Origin of the sequence: Bradyrhizobium genosp. SA-4 str. CB756 (genome assembly GCF_000473125.1) — a bacterium.
GTDB classification, from domain to species: Bacteria; Pseudomonadota; Alphaproteobacteria; order Rhizobiales; family Xanthobacteraceae; genus Bradyrhizobium; species Bradyrhizobium arachidis.
The window spans coordinates 1663404-1678764 of sequence record NZ_KI421499.1; the positions used below are offsets into that span (position 1 = coordinate 1663404).

The window sequence follows — 15361 nt, forward strand, 5'->3', positions numbered from 1 at the left end:
GCGCAAAGTGCGTAGCGGTTTTCCCTCGCGACAAACGCGGAACGCGTTTGCGCGGAGATCATGCTCGAACAGTAACCTAAAGCGCGATGGTGATTCATCTTCATGCTATCGCGCTTTAGGCGCAGTCTGGAAACCAGGGATTCACCATAACAGCGAGGACGGCCCATCGGGGAGATGAATCCGCAACGCATCCTGTCCAGTGTGGCCTGACCGGACGCCGGTCAGGCGCCGAGGGAACTCGAGCCACAGGCAGGATTGGACGTGTCTGACGTTACCGGGACAGCACGATGGGTGGGGCCGGCGGGCATGGCCGGGAAGCGCAATGTCTGGCACGACTGCCTGGTCGCGCTGGTGGCGCTGCTGGTGCTCGGCAATCTCGTCAGCGACCTCACGCTCGATGTGAATTTCGGCTGGGACGTGCGCGTCAATTGCGCGGCTGTCGATGCGCATGTCGATGGGCTCGATCCCTACTTCGTGAAAAATCTGAAGGGTACGAAATTCTCCTATCCTTATCTGCCGGTGACGCTCGACGCGTTCCGTCCGCTCTGCGCGGGAGGCTTTCTCCTCGGACATCACCGCGGCGTGTTTCTCCTGCTGGCCATGCTCTGCGGCCTGCTGCTACCGGGGCTCGGCCGCGACCGCGGCGGCTCGCGCGATATTGCGCTCAGGCTGCTCTGGGCGCTCGGCGCCTTCCTCGGCTTCGAGTGGGTCTTGGCGTCGGGCAATTTTACCATCATGAGCGGCACGCTGAGCGCGGCTGCGCTGGCACTGCTGCTGCGTTTCCCTTCGCCGGACGCGGACGATGATCGAAGCTTCGGCCTGCGCATCGTCGGCGCTGCGCTGCTCGGCCTCGTTGCCTCGTTCAAGCTGGTGTACAGCCCGGTGCTGGCCGCGCTGTATTTCCTGCCGCTGCCGCGTCGGCAGAAGATCGGCTTGATCGCAGCCGCGGCCGCAGGGCTTGGGCTGCCGGTTCTGCTCTCGATGGTCCTCTATCCCGATCTGTTTGCGAGCTGGCTGCTCGCGATCAAGGGTCAAATTCCCGACCAGCATACGGTCTATGTGATGGACACCACGCCGTCGCTGCTGCTGCTGGCGCAGGGCGCGCTGGACCAATTCGGGCTCGGCGGCAGCAAGCCGGTCGTGTTCGTGGCTTACGCGGTCGTGGCATTCGCGCTGGTGCTGGCGCCGTTTGCTCTGGTCGTGCTGCGCATGGCCGGTGGCCTCGCGCGCATTGAAGCCTCTTTCCTTGCCCGGCTCGATCGCTGGCTGATCGACCATCCGCACGAGGCCCTGCGGATCACCGTGCTGGCGATGTATGGGCTCTATCTCTGCGCGCCGCGCCTGAAGGAATATGCCTTCTTCGAGCTGGCGCTCTATGGCGCCATCCTCATCGTCGATCTTCCTGGCGCAGCCCTTGTCGCCGTGCTGACCATCGGCGTTGCCGTCCCAACACTGGTCTCGCAGTCGGGCATGCCGATCGAAGGCAGCTTCGTCCAGATCGCGGCCGCGTTGGTGTGCTTCTGGATCATGCTGCGGGCGCAGGCGGCGTCGTCAGCTGAGGTGGTGCGGGCAGCCGGGGTCGAACCGGCACAGCGCTTGCGCACCGAGGGATTTTAAGTCCCTTGCGTCTACCAATTCCGCCATGCCCGCTTGATCCAACGAGATCAAACACTTAAGTCCACCTCCGGCGGTCTGGAATCGGCGCTTGCGCAGCCGGAGGGGCGGTTCTTCCTTAAGCGAGCCGGGCGCACAAGGCAAAGCCTCAATCCGGACATCTGTTGCTGCTTTAGGCATTCTCAATCCACGGGGACTATTCATCCGGCATGGCTGCTTCGTTTTCCCACCGCCTGCGCTGCTGCGGCGCGCTTGTTGTGCTGCTCGCGGCGGGCGCCGCGCTGTCCGGCTGCGCCAGCATGAGCGAGACGGTCGCGCCGGCCTTTGCCGATCCCGGCAAGTACGAATTGTACGATTGCAAGCAGCTCGAGGCCGAGCGGAAGGGGCTCGCGGCCCGCACCGCCGATCTGCAGAGGCTGATGGACAAGGCGGAGACGGGGACCGGCGGCGCCGTGGTGTCCGAGCTCGCCTATCGCAACGACTACGTCGCAGTGCGCGGCTCGGCGCAGCTTGCCGACGACGCCTGGCGCCGCAACAGGTGCCGGGAGACGCCGCCGAATGCGCCGCCATCGCCCTCGACGCCGCAGCGGCCGGACATCAAGCCCGCGCCGAAACCCGGCAGCGCCGCTCGCTGAGCCGGCGCAATCGAGCCTGCGTCAGGGCCGCCAGCCGTAGATCCAGTCCTGCCGCGCCAGCATGCGGTCCGGGCCGAGCGCGCGGATGGCAATATCGCGCGCGAGCGCGAGCGGCCCGCCCAAATGGTAGATGCGGCCCTGCTGCCGCGCGGTCCGCTGCACCCGCTGCACGCGCGCCGCCCGCGCGCGGCCATATTGCTTCAGCACCGCCGTGATGCCGGCTGCGCTCTCGGCAGCTTCCGGACTGAGATGCTGCGCCAGCACGGCGGCATCCTCGATCGCCATGCCGGCGCCTTGGGCTGCAAACGGCAGCATCGCATGCACGGCATCGCCGAGCAGCGCGACCGGACCCTTGCTCCAGGGGCAGCCGTCGGGCACGCCGAACAGCGCCCATTTGCGCCAGCTGTCGACCGCGGCCAGCATCATCCGCGCCGCCGGCGGCCAACGCGGCGCGGCGAAGGCGTCCATCACCTCGAGGGGATCGCCGGGCGTGCTCCAGCCCGGCCTGTTCCAGGTGCCCGGCAGCACCGCGACCACGTTGATCTGGCGCCCGCCCGCGATCGGATAGGCGACAAGATGGGCATTCCGGCCCATCCAGAGCTGCACCCGGCGGGCGGTGTAGTCCTTCGGCAGCTGCGTGGCGTCCAGCGTGCCGCGCCAGGCGATCAGCCCGGAGAAGCGTGGCTGCACCTCGGGAAAAAGATGCTGGCGTACAGTCGACCAGATGCCGTCGGCGCCGATCAGCGCGCTCGCAAGATCGCTGCGGCGGATCGTGCCGCTGCGATGGACCACCGTCAGCCCCTTGGCGTGCGGCGCGACGTCCTCGAAGGTCGCACCCAATTTCAGGTCGATGTCAGGATGATCGGCAACAGCGCCCGCCAGCGCCGATTGCAGGTCGGCACGATGCACCACCCAATAGGGGGCGCCGGCGCGCGCGGACGCCGCCTCGCCGAGCGGCATGCGCAAGAGCTCGCCGCCGGCGCGCGCGCTCATGATCGAGACCGCTTCCGGCGTCACGGCGCGCAGCTTGAGGCGCTCGGTGAGGCCGAGCTCGACCAGCACGCGGCTGGCATTGGGGGAGAGTTGCAGGCCGGCGCCGACTTCCTCGAGCCGCTCGGTCTTTTCCAGCACGACGATGCGGAAGCCGCGGGCCGCGAGCGCCAGCGCGGCCGTCAGGCCACCGATACCGGCACCGGTGATGACAATCGTTCGGGAGAGCGCCACCCCTGACCGATGGGAACGGTCAGGCCACCTTGTCCTTCAAGACGCATTCCGGCGGGCGGGCTTCGCCCGCCTTCAGGTCCGCCGCGAAGCGGTACAGCGTCGAGCAGTAGGGGCAGATGATCTCGTTGTCGTTGCCGAGGTCCAGGAAGACATGCGGATGATCGAACGGCGGATTAGCGCCCACGCACATGAACTCTTGCGAGCCGATCTCGATGACGGGAACACCGGCATCGTTATGGAAGTGCGGGACGACATGGTCGGACATCGTAATTCATCCTGAGTGGCAATGGCGGCAGACACAATCAAAAACTGACGCGGCATCTTTAAGGCGCCGCGGACCATAATGGTGGGTGCTGATGATTGCTAGTCCAGCGGAACCGAAAGGTTCGCATTGCCCCATGCTCATTTGCTCATGCAAATTCGACACAATCTTGCGGCCTGAGAGAAGCCCTTCTTTCGTCGGGGACGTTGTGTCGCAATTTTGGCATACTATGTCTGGGGCAAGCGCAAGTTGCGACGAAAGACGAACCATCAGGCGCAAGACGATTTCAAGACGATTTCAGGACCGTCCAGGCTTTCCGCATGAAGTGGCTGCGAATCACCACAGCGTTGACCGGGATCGCGGCGTGCAGCTTCATGCTCGTGCAGGTAGCGCCGCATGCCCGCGAGGCCGGCGCGATTCTCACCGCCCAGGATGATCCGGCCGCGCTCTCCGAGCTCAAGCTCGATGCGCTGCTCCGGCAGAACGACCGTCTGGTTCAGGACAATATCGAGGCCGCGCTCGCCGCAGGCGATGCCGATCTCGCCGACAGTTTCGTTGCGCTCGCGCGTGACCGCAACCTCGCGCTGCCCGATGACCTCATCAATCGCGTGAGCGATGCGGTCAAGGCCGAGAATTCCACCTCGCACTTCGCCAAACGGTTCGCAACCGGCCTCATCACCGGCAACGCCGACGATGTCGCGAGTCTGTCCGGAACCGTCGCCGGCGATCTCTTCGTGATCGGTGACATCAGGGACGTCGTGCGCGAGGGCAAGCATCTGGCGATGGGCGAGGACACCGACCGTCTGGTGCTGGGCCTTGCGACCGCGGGCCTTGCGGTCACTGCCGTGACCTATGTCTCCGTTGGCGGTGCTGCGCCGGTTCGCGCCGGGCTGACGCTGGTGAAGGATGCCCGCAAGGTCGGGCGGCTCGGCGAGGGGCTCGCTGCATGGGCCGGCCGGTCCGCCCGCGAGGTGGTCGATGCGCCGATGCTCCAGAACGCCGTCGCCAAGGGTTCGGTGTTCCGCCCCGGCGAGACCGTCAGCGCGATCAGGGCGGCGTTCCGGGCCGAGAAGGCCGGCGCGCTGGTCCGGCTCGGCAAGGATGTCACGCGCGTCGCCGAAAAGACCGGCACGCGCGGCGCCATGGATAGCTTGCGGATCGCCGAGGGTCCGAAGGATGTCGCGCGCGCGGCACGGCTTGCGGAAGCGCAGGGCGGCAAGACCCGCGCGATCATGAAGCTGCTCGGTCGCGGCGCGCTGCTGCTGATCGGCGGCGCGTTCGATCTTGCGCTCTGGCTGCTCAGTGCGGCACTGACGCTGTTCGGCCTTCTGTCCTCGATCAAGGCGACCACCGAGCGCCTGACGCAGGCGTGGTGCGATCGCAGACGGGCGCGGCGCCTCCGCCGTGCCCAGATTGCAGCCCAGGCTGCTCTTGCGAACACGGCCGTCACGGCCTGAAGCGGAACGCGCTATTCTTTGAGCATGATCTTGCCGGAAAACCGCTGCACACTTTTCCGGATCATGCTCTAAGATCACCCATTCCCCCTCAAGACTTGCGGAACTGATGATGCCGAGCTTTCATAACGGCGCCGTTGAAATTGCCTATCTCGACGAAGGCGAGGGCGATCCGATCATCCTCGTGCACGGCTTTGCCTCCAGCAAGAACGTGAACTGGGTCTATCCGACCTGGGTCTCGGAGCTGCGCAAGAACGGCCGCCGTGTGATCGCGCTCGACAATCGCGGCCATGGCGAGAGCGCAAAACTTTACGATCCCGCGCAATACTCGATCCCCACAATGGCCGGCGACGTGCTCGCGCTGATGGATCATCTCGCCATCCCGCAGGCCGACATGATGGGCTATTCGATGGGCGGACGGATGACGGCCTGGCTCGCCCTCAACGAGCCGCAGCGGCTGCGCTCGGCGATCCTCGGCGGCATCGGCATTGGCGGCCTGATCGAAGGCACCGGGCCCGGCGAGAACGTCGCCAAGGCGCTGGAGGCGCCTTCGCTCGACGACGTCAGCGATCCCGTCGGCCGCACCTTTCGTGCATTCGCAGACCAAACCCGCTCTGACCGCCGTGCGCTCGCCGCCTGCCTGCGCGGGACGCGAGATCTCATGACGAAGGGCGAAGCCGCACGCATCGACGTGCCCGTGCTGATCGCGGTCGGCTCGACCGACGACGTCGCGGGCTCGGCCAGCGCGCTCGGCGCCATCATCCCTGGTTCGGAAGTGCTCGATATTCCGGGCCGCGACCACATGCGCGCGGTCGGCGACAAGGTCTACAAGACCGGCGTGCTGGATTTCCTGTCACGCCGCGGCTGAGGTCTCGTCCCGAGCGCATGACCCGGAAATGTGCGCAACGGTTTTCCGAAAAGATCATGCCTAAACAAACAACGTAAAGCGCAATGACGATTCATCCTAGCTAAGGAGCGTACTCATAAAGGCAACGTCGGCTGCTGACGGCCAAGCGGAAAGCATCTGCTCGGGTTGAGCTTTACTGGTTTTGACCCGTTGCCGACATTAGCTGCTTCGGCGGCCGCCTTTCCGCGCAAAGAGTATCAGTAGGGGATATGCCAGCGCGAGAATGAAAATCGCGTCGAACAGGTAGACCGCTAATCCGCGCCCGAACGACGCTCCCGCCCCGAACGTAAACTCTCGCGCGTCAGAGAACAGTATCGGCAGGTTGAGAGCGGTCGAGATGAAGTTACCGACCCAGCCACCTCCGCAAGTGAAGCTTTGCTGTTCCTCGCTCAAGCTGCACCCGATGGATTTCAGTATAGGGTAAGCGACAAGCTCCAAGGGGGCTACAACGACGGCAACCCCCACGATGCATAAGCAAAACAGGCCAACACCTCTGAAAACCTTTAGGATTATCGACCGGGCCATTCAGCTCATCGATAGTCTGCAAGCAAAAGAGCGAGTTTCGCGCCTTCGGCATAGGTCAAATTGGGATCTATCCTGATGGCATAACTTCTAACTTCATCGATCACGGCGCGTACACGAGCTTCGTCGTTGCAGCCGACAGTCTCTCGAAACCTTTTCATTAGGGAGGCATTGGCTGCGACGAGCCTAACGAGCGGATCGAGTTCGGCGCTGCTACACATCGTCTCGTGAGCGACTATCGGCCCCGGGTCGTGCGAGGGCCCAGGCTTCTCGCTAACGAGCTTAAGAACTCCCCTTGGCTTTTCATCTCTCATGGAGTGGGTCTCGACTTGAGCCAGAACGCATCCCGCGTAACATTACCATAATAGCGCGCTACCTAGCGAGGTCTGCTAATGGCCCACCTGCGAACTTGCGTCGTGTTCGACGGAGGTCCGCTCATCAAGCCAGAGCGGACCAGATTTGCTCAACCTGAGTTCTTCGCAGTTTGACCTAAAACAGGCCTGATTGAATCGTCGGCATTGCGAGCCACGCTTGCACTTGGCCTCGGCCCTGCTTCCGGTCGGGCGGCTCCGCCCCGTGTCACGGATCGAGCGAAGCAAGATAGGCAACGATCGCCAGCGTGTCGTCCTGGTCGAGGTTGCTCACCACCTGCGTCATTAGCGGGCTCCACTCGCCGTTCCGCGCGCCATGCCCGAAGTCGTAGAGCTGGCGAAACATATAGCTCGGTGAGCGGCCGGCGATGCTCGGCACTGGCCCGAGCCCCTTGAGCTCCGGCCCGTGGCACGGTGCGCATACGACCGTCTTTCCCGACCCGCTTTTCACCAGTGCCTCGCCTTTCGCCAGGCTACCGACCGGCACATAGGCGGTGAAGGTCGAGCGCGGATCGCGGCTCTCGAAACGGTGCAGGTCGTCGGGAATTTCGAGAATGCGCTGCCCAAGCGGATCACGTTCACCGTCCTCCACCGCTGCCCAGAGCAACGCCGCGATGTAACTTTTCGGCGCGGTGTCGCTCTCGACCACCTTGATGCGCTTGCGCGGCTGGAGGCCAGAAAAATAGGTCGCAGCTGCTTCCACTTCGGCATCGGTGATCGGCTTGGAAAGGGCGATCATCAAGCTCGGCGGCAAACGGCCAGCGACAGCGGTGCCGCGCAGGCCGCTCTTATATTCGGCCATTTGTCGGATGATGTAGCTCTTCGGAAGACCTGCTAGGTCGGCGTTTTCCGGACCCCCAGGTCCGTCAGCGCGGTGACAAAACCCGCAGGCGAATACGTCGGGCTTGCGGCCGTTGGCTACGATGTCCGGCAGTGGCCGATGGTCGTCCGGGTGCCAGATCGGCGCGATGAATCGGTCCCGGAGCTGGCTCCAGGTATAACCGGCCGTGCTGTTCGGCACACGCACAACGTTACCGTCATCGACCGGCGGCTTGTAGTTGGGATTGTTCTCCGGATAAGCCCATCGTGGCGGTGAGTCGCCCGCCGTGGCTGTGGTGATGGGTAGCGCTACGCAAATTGCTGCCGACGCAAGGACAGCTCTAGCGATTTTCATCGCGCCCTCGAACCTATTCATGATTGAGCCCTCGTGCTTCTCCGGTGGTGTTCCGCGGCGGAACACACACTTGGCGTGAGATGACGGCGCTGCAAAAAATGCGATCAGTAGAGAACGCGATGCCCGCCGACGGCACAATTGCTGCTCATCACAATAGACGGAGACTTCGGCACATCCCGTTGAGCAGCTCCGTAGTTAGGCTACATCAATCACAGGGCGGGGCGAAAGGGGGCTTGACTGCACATGGCCCCAAGCGGCAGTCGAGGGATGTCCGCTATTCCGCCGCTGTCGGGGGTAGAGCAGACATCGAGGCGCTGATCCTCGGCAAGTGTTTATGAGTACACGCCCTAATCTCGTCGGGTCTTAGGCTCGTCGTCATCACCGAACGCGCGCGCCAGCGCCATCAGCACCACGAAGGTCGCGACCCACACCATCCGCGCACCGTAGCGGTCATGCGGGCCCGAGATCACGCCGCAGATGAAGGCGTTGCCGAGCAGCGCCAGCGTCACGGTCGCAGCCAGCAGCGTCAGATCGTCGAGCCGGCGGTTTGCGAGCGCATGGGCGAGGAGTGCGACCAGCGCCAGCATCGAGACCAGCGCGACGGGGACGTGCAGCCAGTTGACATAGTCGAAATCGAGGCCCCAGTTCTGCTGGCGCGCCGCGCGCATCTGCGCGACCTGTGCCGGGATGTAGCGCTCAATGATGCCCCAGGTGTGCCCGAGCCAGACACTGGCGCCTTCGCCGGTCGCCACGTGCAGCAATTGCTGGCCCATCGCTCGGAGCGCTGCGCCGGCCTGCCAGGCCGGATAGTCTGCGAGCGAATGCACCACGATGGTGCCCATCTCGTCATTCATGCCTTCGAAGCGGCCGAGCGTGTTGAACATGCTCTTGCCCCACAGGAACTCGTCGGCAGTTGCAGGCAGCTCGTTGCGATAGGGACAAAGCTTGTAGTGCTCATGCGGGCAATGGTCGTTGAGATAATGTGCGACGATGCCGTCCTGCATCATGCGGCCGAAGGCGACGCCGTAGCCGCCGGGGGTCCAGGCCCATTTGCCCGACAGCGCGTGGTTCGCCGACACCAGCATCAAGGCGCCCACGACGATGGTCAGGCTCGCCTGCGCCAATCCGGCCAGCGGAAGTCGGCTGCCCAGCAGCGGCCGCGCCGTCCAGCCGACGACACAGAGGCCGAGCAGCACGCCGAGCGTGGCACTGTGGGTCGCGGCGGCAAAGGCGGTGAAGACGAACAGCGAGATCTTTTCGAGCAGCGATGTGCGCTCTCCGCCGACGACCAGCAGGAACAGTGACAATATCGAGAGGCCGGCAAAGATGTCGGTGAGCAGCATGCTGGCGAGCCAGGGCAGTGCGGTCGACAGGATCAGGAGCAGGCTGATCGCGACGAAGCGGAAGGTCTGCATCAGGCCGAGCACGCGCAGCGTGAGCTGAAGCAGCCACAGCGTTGCCAGCGACTGGACCGCGAGGTTGATCCAGAAGCTGAAGCTCTCGCCATAGTGCAGGTAGAGGCCGAACACGGTGGAGCGGCTCGGGACCAGATAGCCCTCGTACCAGCGCGCCAGATAGCCGCCGGTGTCCCATTGCAATAGCGGATAGCCGTTCCAGAACGCCGGCGCGATCAGCAGGAGGGGCAGGGTTGCCGCCGCCAGCCGCAGCCAAAACGAGCCCGCGGCGCGCGCGCGCAATTGATCGGTGGTGATGCTCAAGATTGCTCCGTCGTCCCCCGGGGACCATGCCCGCAATAACCGTCGAGACGGAATTCACCAATAGTTTGACGCCGCCCGGCTTGAATTTGGCCAAAGCCTGACCATTTTGAGCCCACCTTGCCGCTTGGGGGCGTCAAAAGAAACCGTTGTGTTTCAACGCGTTGGCTGCTTTCGCGGGGCAAGGCGCTGTTCACTCTCAGGCAAGCCCGTCAGGACTTTGTCGCCTAGACTGTGTTATAGAGCCAACAAAACCAGCCCATTCGAAAGAGCAGATCCCATGGCAGTGCATCAGGTCAATCCGGGAGGAAAGCTCGCATCGCTCGATCCGATCTGGGACCGGATCCGGGGCGAGGCGGAGGACATCGTCCATCGCGAGCCCGAGCTTGCGACCTTCATCTATTCGACGGTGCTGCATCACAGCCGCCTGGAAGATTCGGTGATCCATCGTCTCGCCGACCGGCTCGATCACTCCGCGCTGTCGGGCGATCTGGTGCGCCAGACCTACGACGAGGCGCTCCGCGACGATCCCGATCTCGGCAACGCGTTCCGTGCCGATCTCGTCGCCGTCTACGACCGCGATCCCGCCACTGCGCGCTTCATCGATCCCTTGCTCTACTTCAAGGGTTTTCACGCGATCCAGACCCATCGCCTCGCGCACTGGCTCTACCTGAAGGGCCGCAAGGATTTTGCGTATTATCTCCAGAGCCGCGCCTCCGCGGTGTTCCAGACCGACATCAATCCGGCCGCGCGCATCGGCCGCGGCATCTTCCTCGACCACGCCACCGGTTTTGTCTGCGGCGAGACCGCTGTGATCGAGGACGACGTCTCGATCCTGCACGGCGTCACGCTCGGTGGCACCGGCAAGGAGAACGAGGACCGTCATCCGAAAATCCGTCACGGCGTGTTGATCGGCGCCGGCGCAAAGATTCTCGGCAACATCGAGATCGGCCATTGCGCGCGCATCGCTGCCGGCTCGGTCGTGGTCAAGCCCGTGCCGCATAACGTCACGGTCGCGGGCGTGCCCGCCAAGATCGTCGGTGAGGCCGGCTGCGCCGAGCCGTCACGCACCATGGATCAGATGATCAACGCGATGGGGCTTTGAGCGCGCGAGCAAGCGCCGGATTTTCCGGCGCTTGTCGTCCCCAAATTCTTTGGCAATTCATGCTGGCGGTTCGTCGCGTCTCGTCCTAAAACCCGCCGACCAATTTCGATCGGAGACTTGCCGTGGACGTCAAAGAAGTCAGAAAGCTGGACGCGTATCTGAAGCGCGTATTCGGCAATCCCAAGATCCGCGTCGTGCCGCGGCCGAAGAAGGATGATTCCGCCGAGGTCTATATCGGCGAGGAATTCATCGGCGTGCTCTTCGTCGACGACGAGGACGACGATCGCTCGTTCCAGTTCCAGATGGCGATCCTCGAGGACGATCTCGTCGATCAGGAATAGTTTTCGACGCCGTCATTGCGAGCGAAGCGGCGTTTTCGCTGGGCTCGCAATGAAGCCGTGTGGGCTCCGCGAGGCGTCTTCTCGTGTCCCGGACGCGCTGCAACGCTCTTAGCGTTGCTGCGCAGAGCCGGGACCCAGAAGCTACACAGCGCATCTCTGCAACATGGGCCCCCGGCTCTGCAGCGCACCGTCGAAGTGACGCTGCGCTGCTTCCGGGGCACGCATCGGAGATCGGGGCGCGCTCTCTCCACAATGACGAGCATCAGCGCTACGGCTCGATAGCTCTATTTCCTCGCGAGAATGCGCAGCCGCGCCGTGGCATCGGCGGCGATGATGCCGCTCGTATCGACGAGCTCGGCGTGCACGACCATGTCGCGCTCCGTCTGTTCGACAATGCGCGCACGTGCCGTGATCGGCCCGACCGATGCGGGCTTCAGGAAGCGCGTATCGAGATTTCTTGTGACGACGGTCAGTTCGGATGAGGGCGCCGCCAGCGCGCAAATTCCGGTAGCGGAGTCCAGCATGGCCGCGAGAAATCCGCCCTGGATCGTCCCGTGCCTGTTGGTGAATGCCTGCTGAGCCCTAAAGCGGATCAGCGCACGCCCGCTCTCGTCGAAGCCAAGCCATTCGCGTCCGAGCAGCTGGGCGCCGGGTGGGAGAGGTGTTGCCGCATCGTTCATGTCGATCGCCCCATGCTGACATCATGCCACTGTTTTGCCCGACGGGTCAAGCGCGATTTCGAAAAAGACGAATTTTGAAAATGCGAAAGCCGTGACAAGACGCTTGGCTACTGTGCATGGGGTTGTTTTCGATTTTTTGTCGGGAGGCTCCGGGTGCGTCCCTGCAAGCCGATCCCGCAGCGGAGAGGGCGCTCAGCCCTTCGGCCCGCGGAGCTGCGCGGTCAGCCGGTCCATCGCCTCGGCCACGTCGCGCCATTGTGACAGCCAGCTGCGCGGGAAGCGGAAGGTGAGGTCGGCGCCGCCGACGCGGCGTTCGGAGAGGCACATGCCGGGGGTGGACGCATCGCGGGTGCAGCGCGCGGTCAGCGCCGGGCTTGCGGCAGAGTAGAGATCCTCGCTGCCGTAAGGCGTGTCAGCGCGGAACATCCGCATCGTCAGCCCGTCCTCCGGCTGGGTTGCAGCCTGGTCGAGATAGCGCGGATAGATCGTGGCGGTGCGCTGCTCGGGCGAGAGCGCATCGTGATGGGCTGCGATCGACAGGAAGATCCGGTCGATCGAGTGCACCGCCACTTCCACGGTGTCGGCTGTGACGTGCTTCGGCGCGCCGGGCGGCTCAAGTGAGGGATAGAGGAAGTCGAGATCGATGCGCTCCTGCGGCCCGGTGTGCCGCTGGATCTTCATGCGGATCGCCGCCGCCGGCAGATTGAACAGCGTGCCGCCGACGCTCACCGGCAGCTTGTCCGGCGCGTTGGCGCCGGTCACGCCCCAGGTCGGCCACAGAAGATAGGCCACCAGCGCGACCGCGCACGCCGCCGCGGCGCCGCCGAGCACGATCGGGACGACATGCGCCCGGGGGCGCGTCCGGGGGGACCTGAGGGAAGCTGCCGAAAACATCGTCATGGGTTGCGCGAGCCGGAGGTCGGCCGCTGGCCGACGAATCAGCGGCGAATATGCCACGCGGCGGCGATTTCGCGCAGCGTCCCGCACCTGCGGGGAACGGGAAGGGCCCTGCGCGGGCCGGCCGGCGGCGTTAACCTTCCCTTAAGGATAATGTAGCGCTAACCAGCACTTTTTGTCACAGGAAGGCTCCTCGCGTTGCGTAAGGGCGGACTGTTCCGATGACACCTGAAGCTCTCAATACCTTCTTCTCGATCTGCATCGGTTTCGCCCTCGCCGGCGCCCTCGTGAACGGATACCAGGCCGCCACGCAGCGGCCCGCCGGGTTCGGCCTGTTGCAGGCCGGCGTCGCGCCGACGACCTTCGCGGCCGTGCCGTTCCTGGTGTTCGCGGCGCCCTTCATCATCATGCGCAACACCTTGCGCGGCATGCGGCTGGAAAGCCGCCGCTTCGAGTTCGTGATGATGGCGACCCTCATCGCCGGCTTCTGGAGCATGATGAGCGGCACCTTCTTCCTGATGACGCTGCGCGCGGCCGGCGTGCTGGTCTGACGCCGTTCTGCAGGGCTGCGCGGCGGCCCTTTGCCTCCGCGCCGCCGTTTCGCTATGCCTGAGGTCAACGCGACAGGAGACCTCCATGGCGATCTACGAGCTCGACGGGCAGGCGCCCGATCTTCCGGCTGACGGCAATTACTTCATCGCGGAGACCGCGACCGTGATCGGCCGCGTGCGCCTGAAGCCGGGCGCCAGCGTCTGGTTCGGCGCGGTGCTGCGCGGCGACAATGAGTGGATCGAGATCGGCGAGGGCGCCAATGTGCAGGACGGCTCGACCTGCCATACCGATCTTGGTTTTCCCATGGTGATCGGCCGAAACTGCACCGTCGGCCACAACGTCATCCTGCACGGCTGCACGATCGAGGAGGGCGCGCTGATCGGCATGGGCTCGATCGTGATGAACGGTGCGAAGATCGGCCGCAACAGCATCGTCGGCGCCGGCTCGGTCATCACCGAGGGCAAGGAATTTCCGGAACGCTCGCTGATCATCGGCTCGCCGGCGCGCGTGATCCGCACGCTCGACGACGCCCAGGTCCAGAAGATGGGAAGCGCGGCCAGGTTCTACGTCGCCAACGGTCCGCGCTTCAAGAAAGGCCTGAAGCGGATCGGCTAGCTGCCTTCGGACTCGCGGGCCTCCATGGCGCTTGCGACTTTCTCGTGTCCCGCCGACCACAGCGCATGCTCGTCGCTGCCGTCTGAATAAGGATTGGCTTCAGGTGGAATGTTGTCGCGCGCGGCGCGTTCGCCTTCTGCAAAAGGATCGCGATCGGTCATCGTGAACTTTGCCTTCCCATGATTGCGAGGTCGCGGTCATCAGCTCGCGCATGAGCGCGTCTGTCTGCCCGGTTCAAGCTGGTGGGGCTACATTTGTTCCGGAACCGGTCTTTGCCGGGGCGGTTGGTCAACCAAAGGAGCATGTCCGATGGCCAGATCGCCAACCGTTTCAATGAAGAGCTTGATCGTGATCCTCAGTCTTGCGGTGATGCCCGCTGCATCGTTCGCGCAAGCAACCGGCGGCGCGGGTTCTGCCGGATCGACCGGATCAAGCGGATCGACCGGCGGTGTCGCCAATTCTCCAGCTCCGCCGCCCGGGACCAATAGTTTGGGGACGGCTCAATCATCCGGCCCGGGCTCGGGAGCCACCACCGGCACCGGCAACGGTGGGTCGACCGATGCCGCCGTGAACGCCGAGAACCGCATGCTGGACAAGAAGCTCAAGAGCATCTGCCGCGGCTGCTGATGCTCGCGCGGAAGTGAGACAGTGTGGCTGTCGGGAATGCGGAAGGGACGCTAGCTTGATCCCGCTTTGAAGCGTGGAGCGTGTCCACGCGGAGGATCAAGTGAATGTTACGCAAGATGATCATGGCGGCGCTGGCCGTCGCGGCAGTCGGGCTGTCGGCGCCGCAGGCAGCTGAGGCGAGGGGCGGTTTCGGACATGGCGGCGGCTTCCACGGCGGTGGCGGCTGGCACGGTGGCGGCGGCTGGGGCCATGGCGGCCACTGGCATGGCGGCGGCTTCTGGCCCGGCGTCGCCATCGGGGCGGGAATTGCCGGCGCCGGCCTTTACGGCGGCTACTATGGCTACGGCTACGGATCCCCCTATTACGGCGACCCCTACTATTATGGGACCGGTTACGACGACGGTGGCTATGGCGGCTGCTACGTCGTGCGCAAGCGCGTGATGACGCCCGCGGGATGGCGATACCGCCGCGTCGACGTCTGCGAATAGCCGGGTGACCGGCCGGACCCTGAAAAAACAAGGCCGTTGACGCAGTATACCGTCAACGACCTTGCCAGCCCCGGATATTGAAATCGGCTCACGCCATCCGGTGACGGCCAGCATGGCGCGGAATCATACGGGGGAATGTGATCCAGTTCACAAGTGCCGAAAATAAAGTCGCGCCGTG

The 15361-nt window shown here is 64.4% G+C and carries 19 protein-coding genes and 1 tRNA gene; 9 read left to right on the forward strand and 11 right to left on the reverse strand.

The features are described from left to right. Nucleotides 1-141: 141 nt before the first annotated feature. The 3 genes from BRAGE_RS56385 to BRAGE_RS0108070 form a co-directional block, all read right to left on the reverse strand. Entirely contained in the window at nt 142-573 is a 432-nt protein-coding gene (locus BRAGE_RS56385; protein WP_027560102.1) for a hypothetical protein, read from the reverse strand. 45 nt (nt 574-618) lie between these two features. After that, complete coding sequence (locus tag BRAGE_RS55740; RefSeq protein ID WP_167336491.1) at nt 619-1284, reverse strand: hypothetical protein; 666 nt, start codon at nt 1282-1284, stop codon at nt 619-621. A 277-nt stretch (nt 1285-1561) separates the two neighbouring features. Beyond that, a tRNA-Leu gene (locus BRAGE_RS0108070) sits at nt 1562-1650 on the reverse strand. Nucleotides 1651-1823: 173 nt separating this feature from the next. On the opposite strand from BRAGE_RS0108070, the gene BRAGE_RS0108075 reads away from it, so the two are divergent. Then, on the forward strand, nt 1824-2249 hold the full coding sequence (locus BRAGE_RS0108075; protein ID WP_027560100.1) for a hypothetical protein: 426 nt from the start codon (nt 1824-1826) through the stop codon (nt 2247-2249). Nucleotides 2250-2270: 21 nt separating this feature from the next. Here BRAGE_RS0108075 and BRAGE_RS0108080 read toward each other — a convergent pair whose 3' ends face one another. Both BRAGE_RS0108080 and BRAGE_RS0108085 read right to left on the reverse strand, forming a co-directional pair. Next, nucleotides 2271-3473 carry an FAD-dependent monooxygenase gene (locus BRAGE_RS0108080; protein ID WP_027560099.1) on the reverse strand — a complete coding sequence of 401 codons (1203 nt, stop codon included), beginning with the start codon at nt 3471-3473 and terminating at the stop codon, nt 2271-2273. A 19-nt stretch (nt 3474-3492) separates the two neighbouring features. After that, nucleotides 3493-3738 carry a zinc-finger domain-containing protein gene (locus tag BRAGE_RS0108085; RefSeq protein ID WP_007602543.1) on the reverse strand — a complete coding sequence of 82 codons (246 nt, stop codon included), beginning with the start codon at nt 3736-3738 and terminating at the stop codon, nt 3493-3495. A 317-nt stretch (nt 3739-4055) separates the two neighbouring features. On the opposite strand from BRAGE_RS0108085, the gene BRAGE_RS0108090 reads away from it, so the two are divergent. Both BRAGE_RS0108090 and BRAGE_RS0108095 read left to right on the forward strand, forming a co-directional pair. Further along, nucleotides 4056-5192: a hypothetical protein gene (locus BRAGE_RS0108090; RefSeq protein WP_027560098.1), complete on the forward strand. Its 1137-nt coding sequence runs from the start codon at nt 4056-4058 to the stop codon at nt 5190-5192. A 109-nt stretch (nt 5193-5301) separates the two neighbouring features. Beyond that, entirely contained in the window at nt 5302-6057 is a 756-nt protein-coding gene (locus BRAGE_RS0108095) for an alpha/beta fold hydrolase (protein WP_027560097.1), read from the forward strand. A 569-nt stretch (nt 6058-6626) separates the two neighbouring features. Here the strand turns inward: BRAGE_RS0108095 and BRAGE_RS54305 are convergent. The 3 genes from BRAGE_RS54305 to BRAGE_RS0108110 all read right to left on the reverse strand — a co-directional run bounded on the left by BRAGE_RS54305 (nt 6627) and on the right by BRAGE_RS0108110 (nt 9881). Then, nucleotides 6627-6932 (reverse strand): hypothetical protein, encoded by a 306-nt coding sequence (locus BRAGE_RS54305; protein ID WP_141263069.1) that lies wholly within the window; start codon nt 6930-6932, stop codon nt 6627-6629. Between the two features lie 265 nt (nt 6933-7197). Continuing rightward, nucleotides 7198-8184: a c-type cytochrome gene (locus BRAGE_RS0108105; RefSeq protein ID WP_231164079.1), complete on the reverse strand. Its 987-nt coding sequence runs from the start codon at nt 8182-8184 to the stop codon at nt 7198-7200. Between the two features lie 326 nt (nt 8185-8510). Beyond that, a complete protein-coding gene (locus tag BRAGE_RS0108110) occupies nt 8511-9881 on the reverse strand; it encodes a hypothetical protein (RefSeq protein WP_027560094.1) in 1371 nt (456 codons plus the stop codon). A 277-nt stretch (nt 9882-10158) separates the two neighbouring features. Between BRAGE_RS0108110 and cysE the strand changes: the two genes are divergently transcribed. Continuing rightward, on the forward strand, nt 10159-10983 hold the full coding sequence (gene cysE / locus BRAGE_RS0108115; RefSeq protein WP_027560093.1) for a serine O-acetyltransferase: 825 nt from the start codon (nt 10159-10161) through the stop codon (nt 10981-10983). 122 nt (nt 10984-11105) lie between these two features. Continuing rightward, a complete protein-coding gene (locus BRAGE_RS0108120) occupies nt 11106-11324 on the forward strand; it encodes a DUF3126 family protein (protein ID WP_007602550.1) in 219 nt (72 codons plus the stop codon). Nucleotides 11325-11608: 284 nt separating this feature from the next. Here the strand turns inward: BRAGE_RS0108120 and BRAGE_RS0108125 are convergent, their stop codons facing one another. Both BRAGE_RS0108125 and BRAGE_RS0108130 read right to left on the reverse strand, forming a co-directional pair. Further along, nucleotides 11609-12004: a PaaI family thioesterase gene (locus BRAGE_RS0108125; RefSeq protein ID WP_035729480.1), complete on the reverse strand. Its 396-nt coding sequence runs from the start codon at nt 12002-12004 to the stop codon at nt 11609-11611. Between the two features lie 192 nt (nt 12005-12196). Further along, the gene (locus BRAGE_RS0108130; protein ID WP_027560091.1) at nt 12197-12904 is read right to left on the reverse strand and encodes a hypothetical protein; all 708 of its coding nucleotides are present in this window, start codon (nt 12902-12904) and stop codon (nt 12197-12199) included. Nucleotides 12905-13122: 218 nt separating this feature from the next. On the opposite strand from BRAGE_RS0108130, the gene BRAGE_RS0108135 reads away from it, so the two are divergent. Together BRAGE_RS0108135 and BRAGE_RS0108140 are read left to right on the forward strand one after the other, a co-directional pair. Continuing rightward, entirely contained in the window at nt 13123-13452 is a 330-nt protein-coding gene (locus BRAGE_RS0108135; RefSeq protein WP_027560090.1) for a DUF6949 family protein, read from the forward strand. Between the two features lie 85 nt (nt 13453-13537). Continuing rightward, a complete protein-coding gene (locus tag BRAGE_RS0108140) occupies nt 13538-14068 on the forward strand; it encodes a gamma carbonic anhydrase family protein (RefSeq protein ID WP_027560089.1) in 531 nt (176 codons plus the stop codon). Here the strand turns inward: BRAGE_RS0108140 and BRAGE_RS55745 are convergent. Next, complete coding sequence (locus BRAGE_RS55745) at nt 14065-14229, reverse strand: hypothetical protein (protein WP_167336492.1); 165 nt, start codon at nt 14227-14229, stop codon at nt 14065-14067. The genes BRAGE_RS0108140 and BRAGE_RS55745 overlap by 4 nt on opposite strands. Before the next feature lie 148 nt (nt 14230-14377). Between BRAGE_RS55745 and BRAGE_RS0108150 the strand changes: the two genes are divergently transcribed. Together BRAGE_RS0108150 and BRAGE_RS0108155 are read left to right on the forward strand one after the other, a co-directional pair. Then, entirely contained in the window at nt 14378-14695 is a 318-nt protein-coding gene (locus BRAGE_RS0108150; protein WP_027560088.1) for a hypothetical protein, read from the forward strand. Nucleotides 14696-14799: 104 nt separating this feature from the next. Next, nucleotides 14800-15183, forward strand: coding sequence for a hypothetical protein (locus BRAGE_RS0108155; protein WP_027560087.1), 384 nt, complete (start codon nt 14800-14802; stop codon nt 15181-15183). Nucleotides 15184-15361 lie beyond the last annotated feature (178 nt).

Excerpts from the sequence above, each read along its gene's own strand:
- BRAGE_RS0108075 (WP_027560100.1), top strand. The coding sequence starts at position 1,824 with ATGGCTGCTTCGTTTTCCCACCGCCTGCGCTGCTGCGGCGCGCTTGTT.
- BRAGE_RS0108125 (WP_035729480.1), bottom strand. The coding sequence starts at position 12,004 with ATGAACGATGCGGCAACACCTCTCCCACCCGGCGCCCAGCTGCTCGGA.
- BRAGE_RS0108135 (WP_027560090.1), top strand. The coding sequence starts at position 13,123 with ATGACACCTGAAGCTCTCAATACCTTCTTCTCGATCTGCATCGGTTTC.
- BRAGE_RS0108105 (WP_231164079.1), bottom strand. The coding sequence starts at position 8,184 with ATGAATAGGTTCGAGGGCGCGATGAAAATCGCTAGAGCTGTCCTTGCG.
- BRAGE_RS0108090 (WP_027560098.1), top strand. The coding sequence starts at position 4,056 with ATGAAGTGGCTGCGAATCACCACAGCGTTGACCGGGATCGCGGCGTGC.
- BRAGE_RS0108130 (WP_027560091.1), bottom strand. The coding sequence starts at position 12,904 with ATGACGATGTTTTCGGCAGCTTCCCTCAGGTCCCCCCGGACGCGCCCC.
- BRAGE_RS56385 (WP_027560102.1), bottom strand. The coding sequence starts at position 573 with ATGTCCGAGGAGAAAGCCTCCCGCGCAGAGCGGACGGAACGCGTCGAG.
- BRAGE_RS0108140 (WP_027560089.1), top strand. The coding sequence starts at position 13,538 with ATGGCGATCTACGAGCTCGACGGGCAGGCGCCCGATCTTCCGGCTGAC.
- BRAGE_RS0108150 (WP_027560088.1), top strand. The coding sequence starts at position 14,378 with ATGGCCAGATCGCCAACCGTTTCAATGAAGAGCTTGATCGTGATCCTC.
- BRAGE_RS0108095 (WP_027560097.1), top strand. The coding sequence starts at position 5,302 with ATGCCGAGCTTTCATAACGGCGCCGTTGAAATTGCCTATCTCGACGAA.
- BRAGE_RS54305 (WP_141263069.1), bottom strand. The coding sequence starts at position 6,932 with ATGAGAGATGAAAAGCCAAGGGGAGTTCTTAAGCTCGTTAGCGAGAAG.
- BRAGE_RS55745 (WP_167336492.1), bottom strand. The coding sequence starts at position 14,229 with ATGACCGATCGCGATCCTTTTGCAGAAGGCGAACGCGCCGCGCGCGAC.
- cysE (WP_027560093.1), top strand. The coding sequence starts at position 10,159 with ATGGCAGTGCATCAGGTCAATCCGGGAGGAAAGCTCGCATCGCTCGAT.
- BRAGE_RS0108155 (WP_027560087.1), top strand. The coding sequence starts at position 14,800 with ATGTTACGCAAGATGATCATGGCGGCGCTGGCCGTCGCGGCAGTCGGG.
- BRAGE_RS0108085 (WP_007602543.1), bottom strand. The coding sequence starts at position 3,738 with ATGTCCGACCATGTCGTCCCGCACTTCCATAACGATGCCGGTGTTCCC.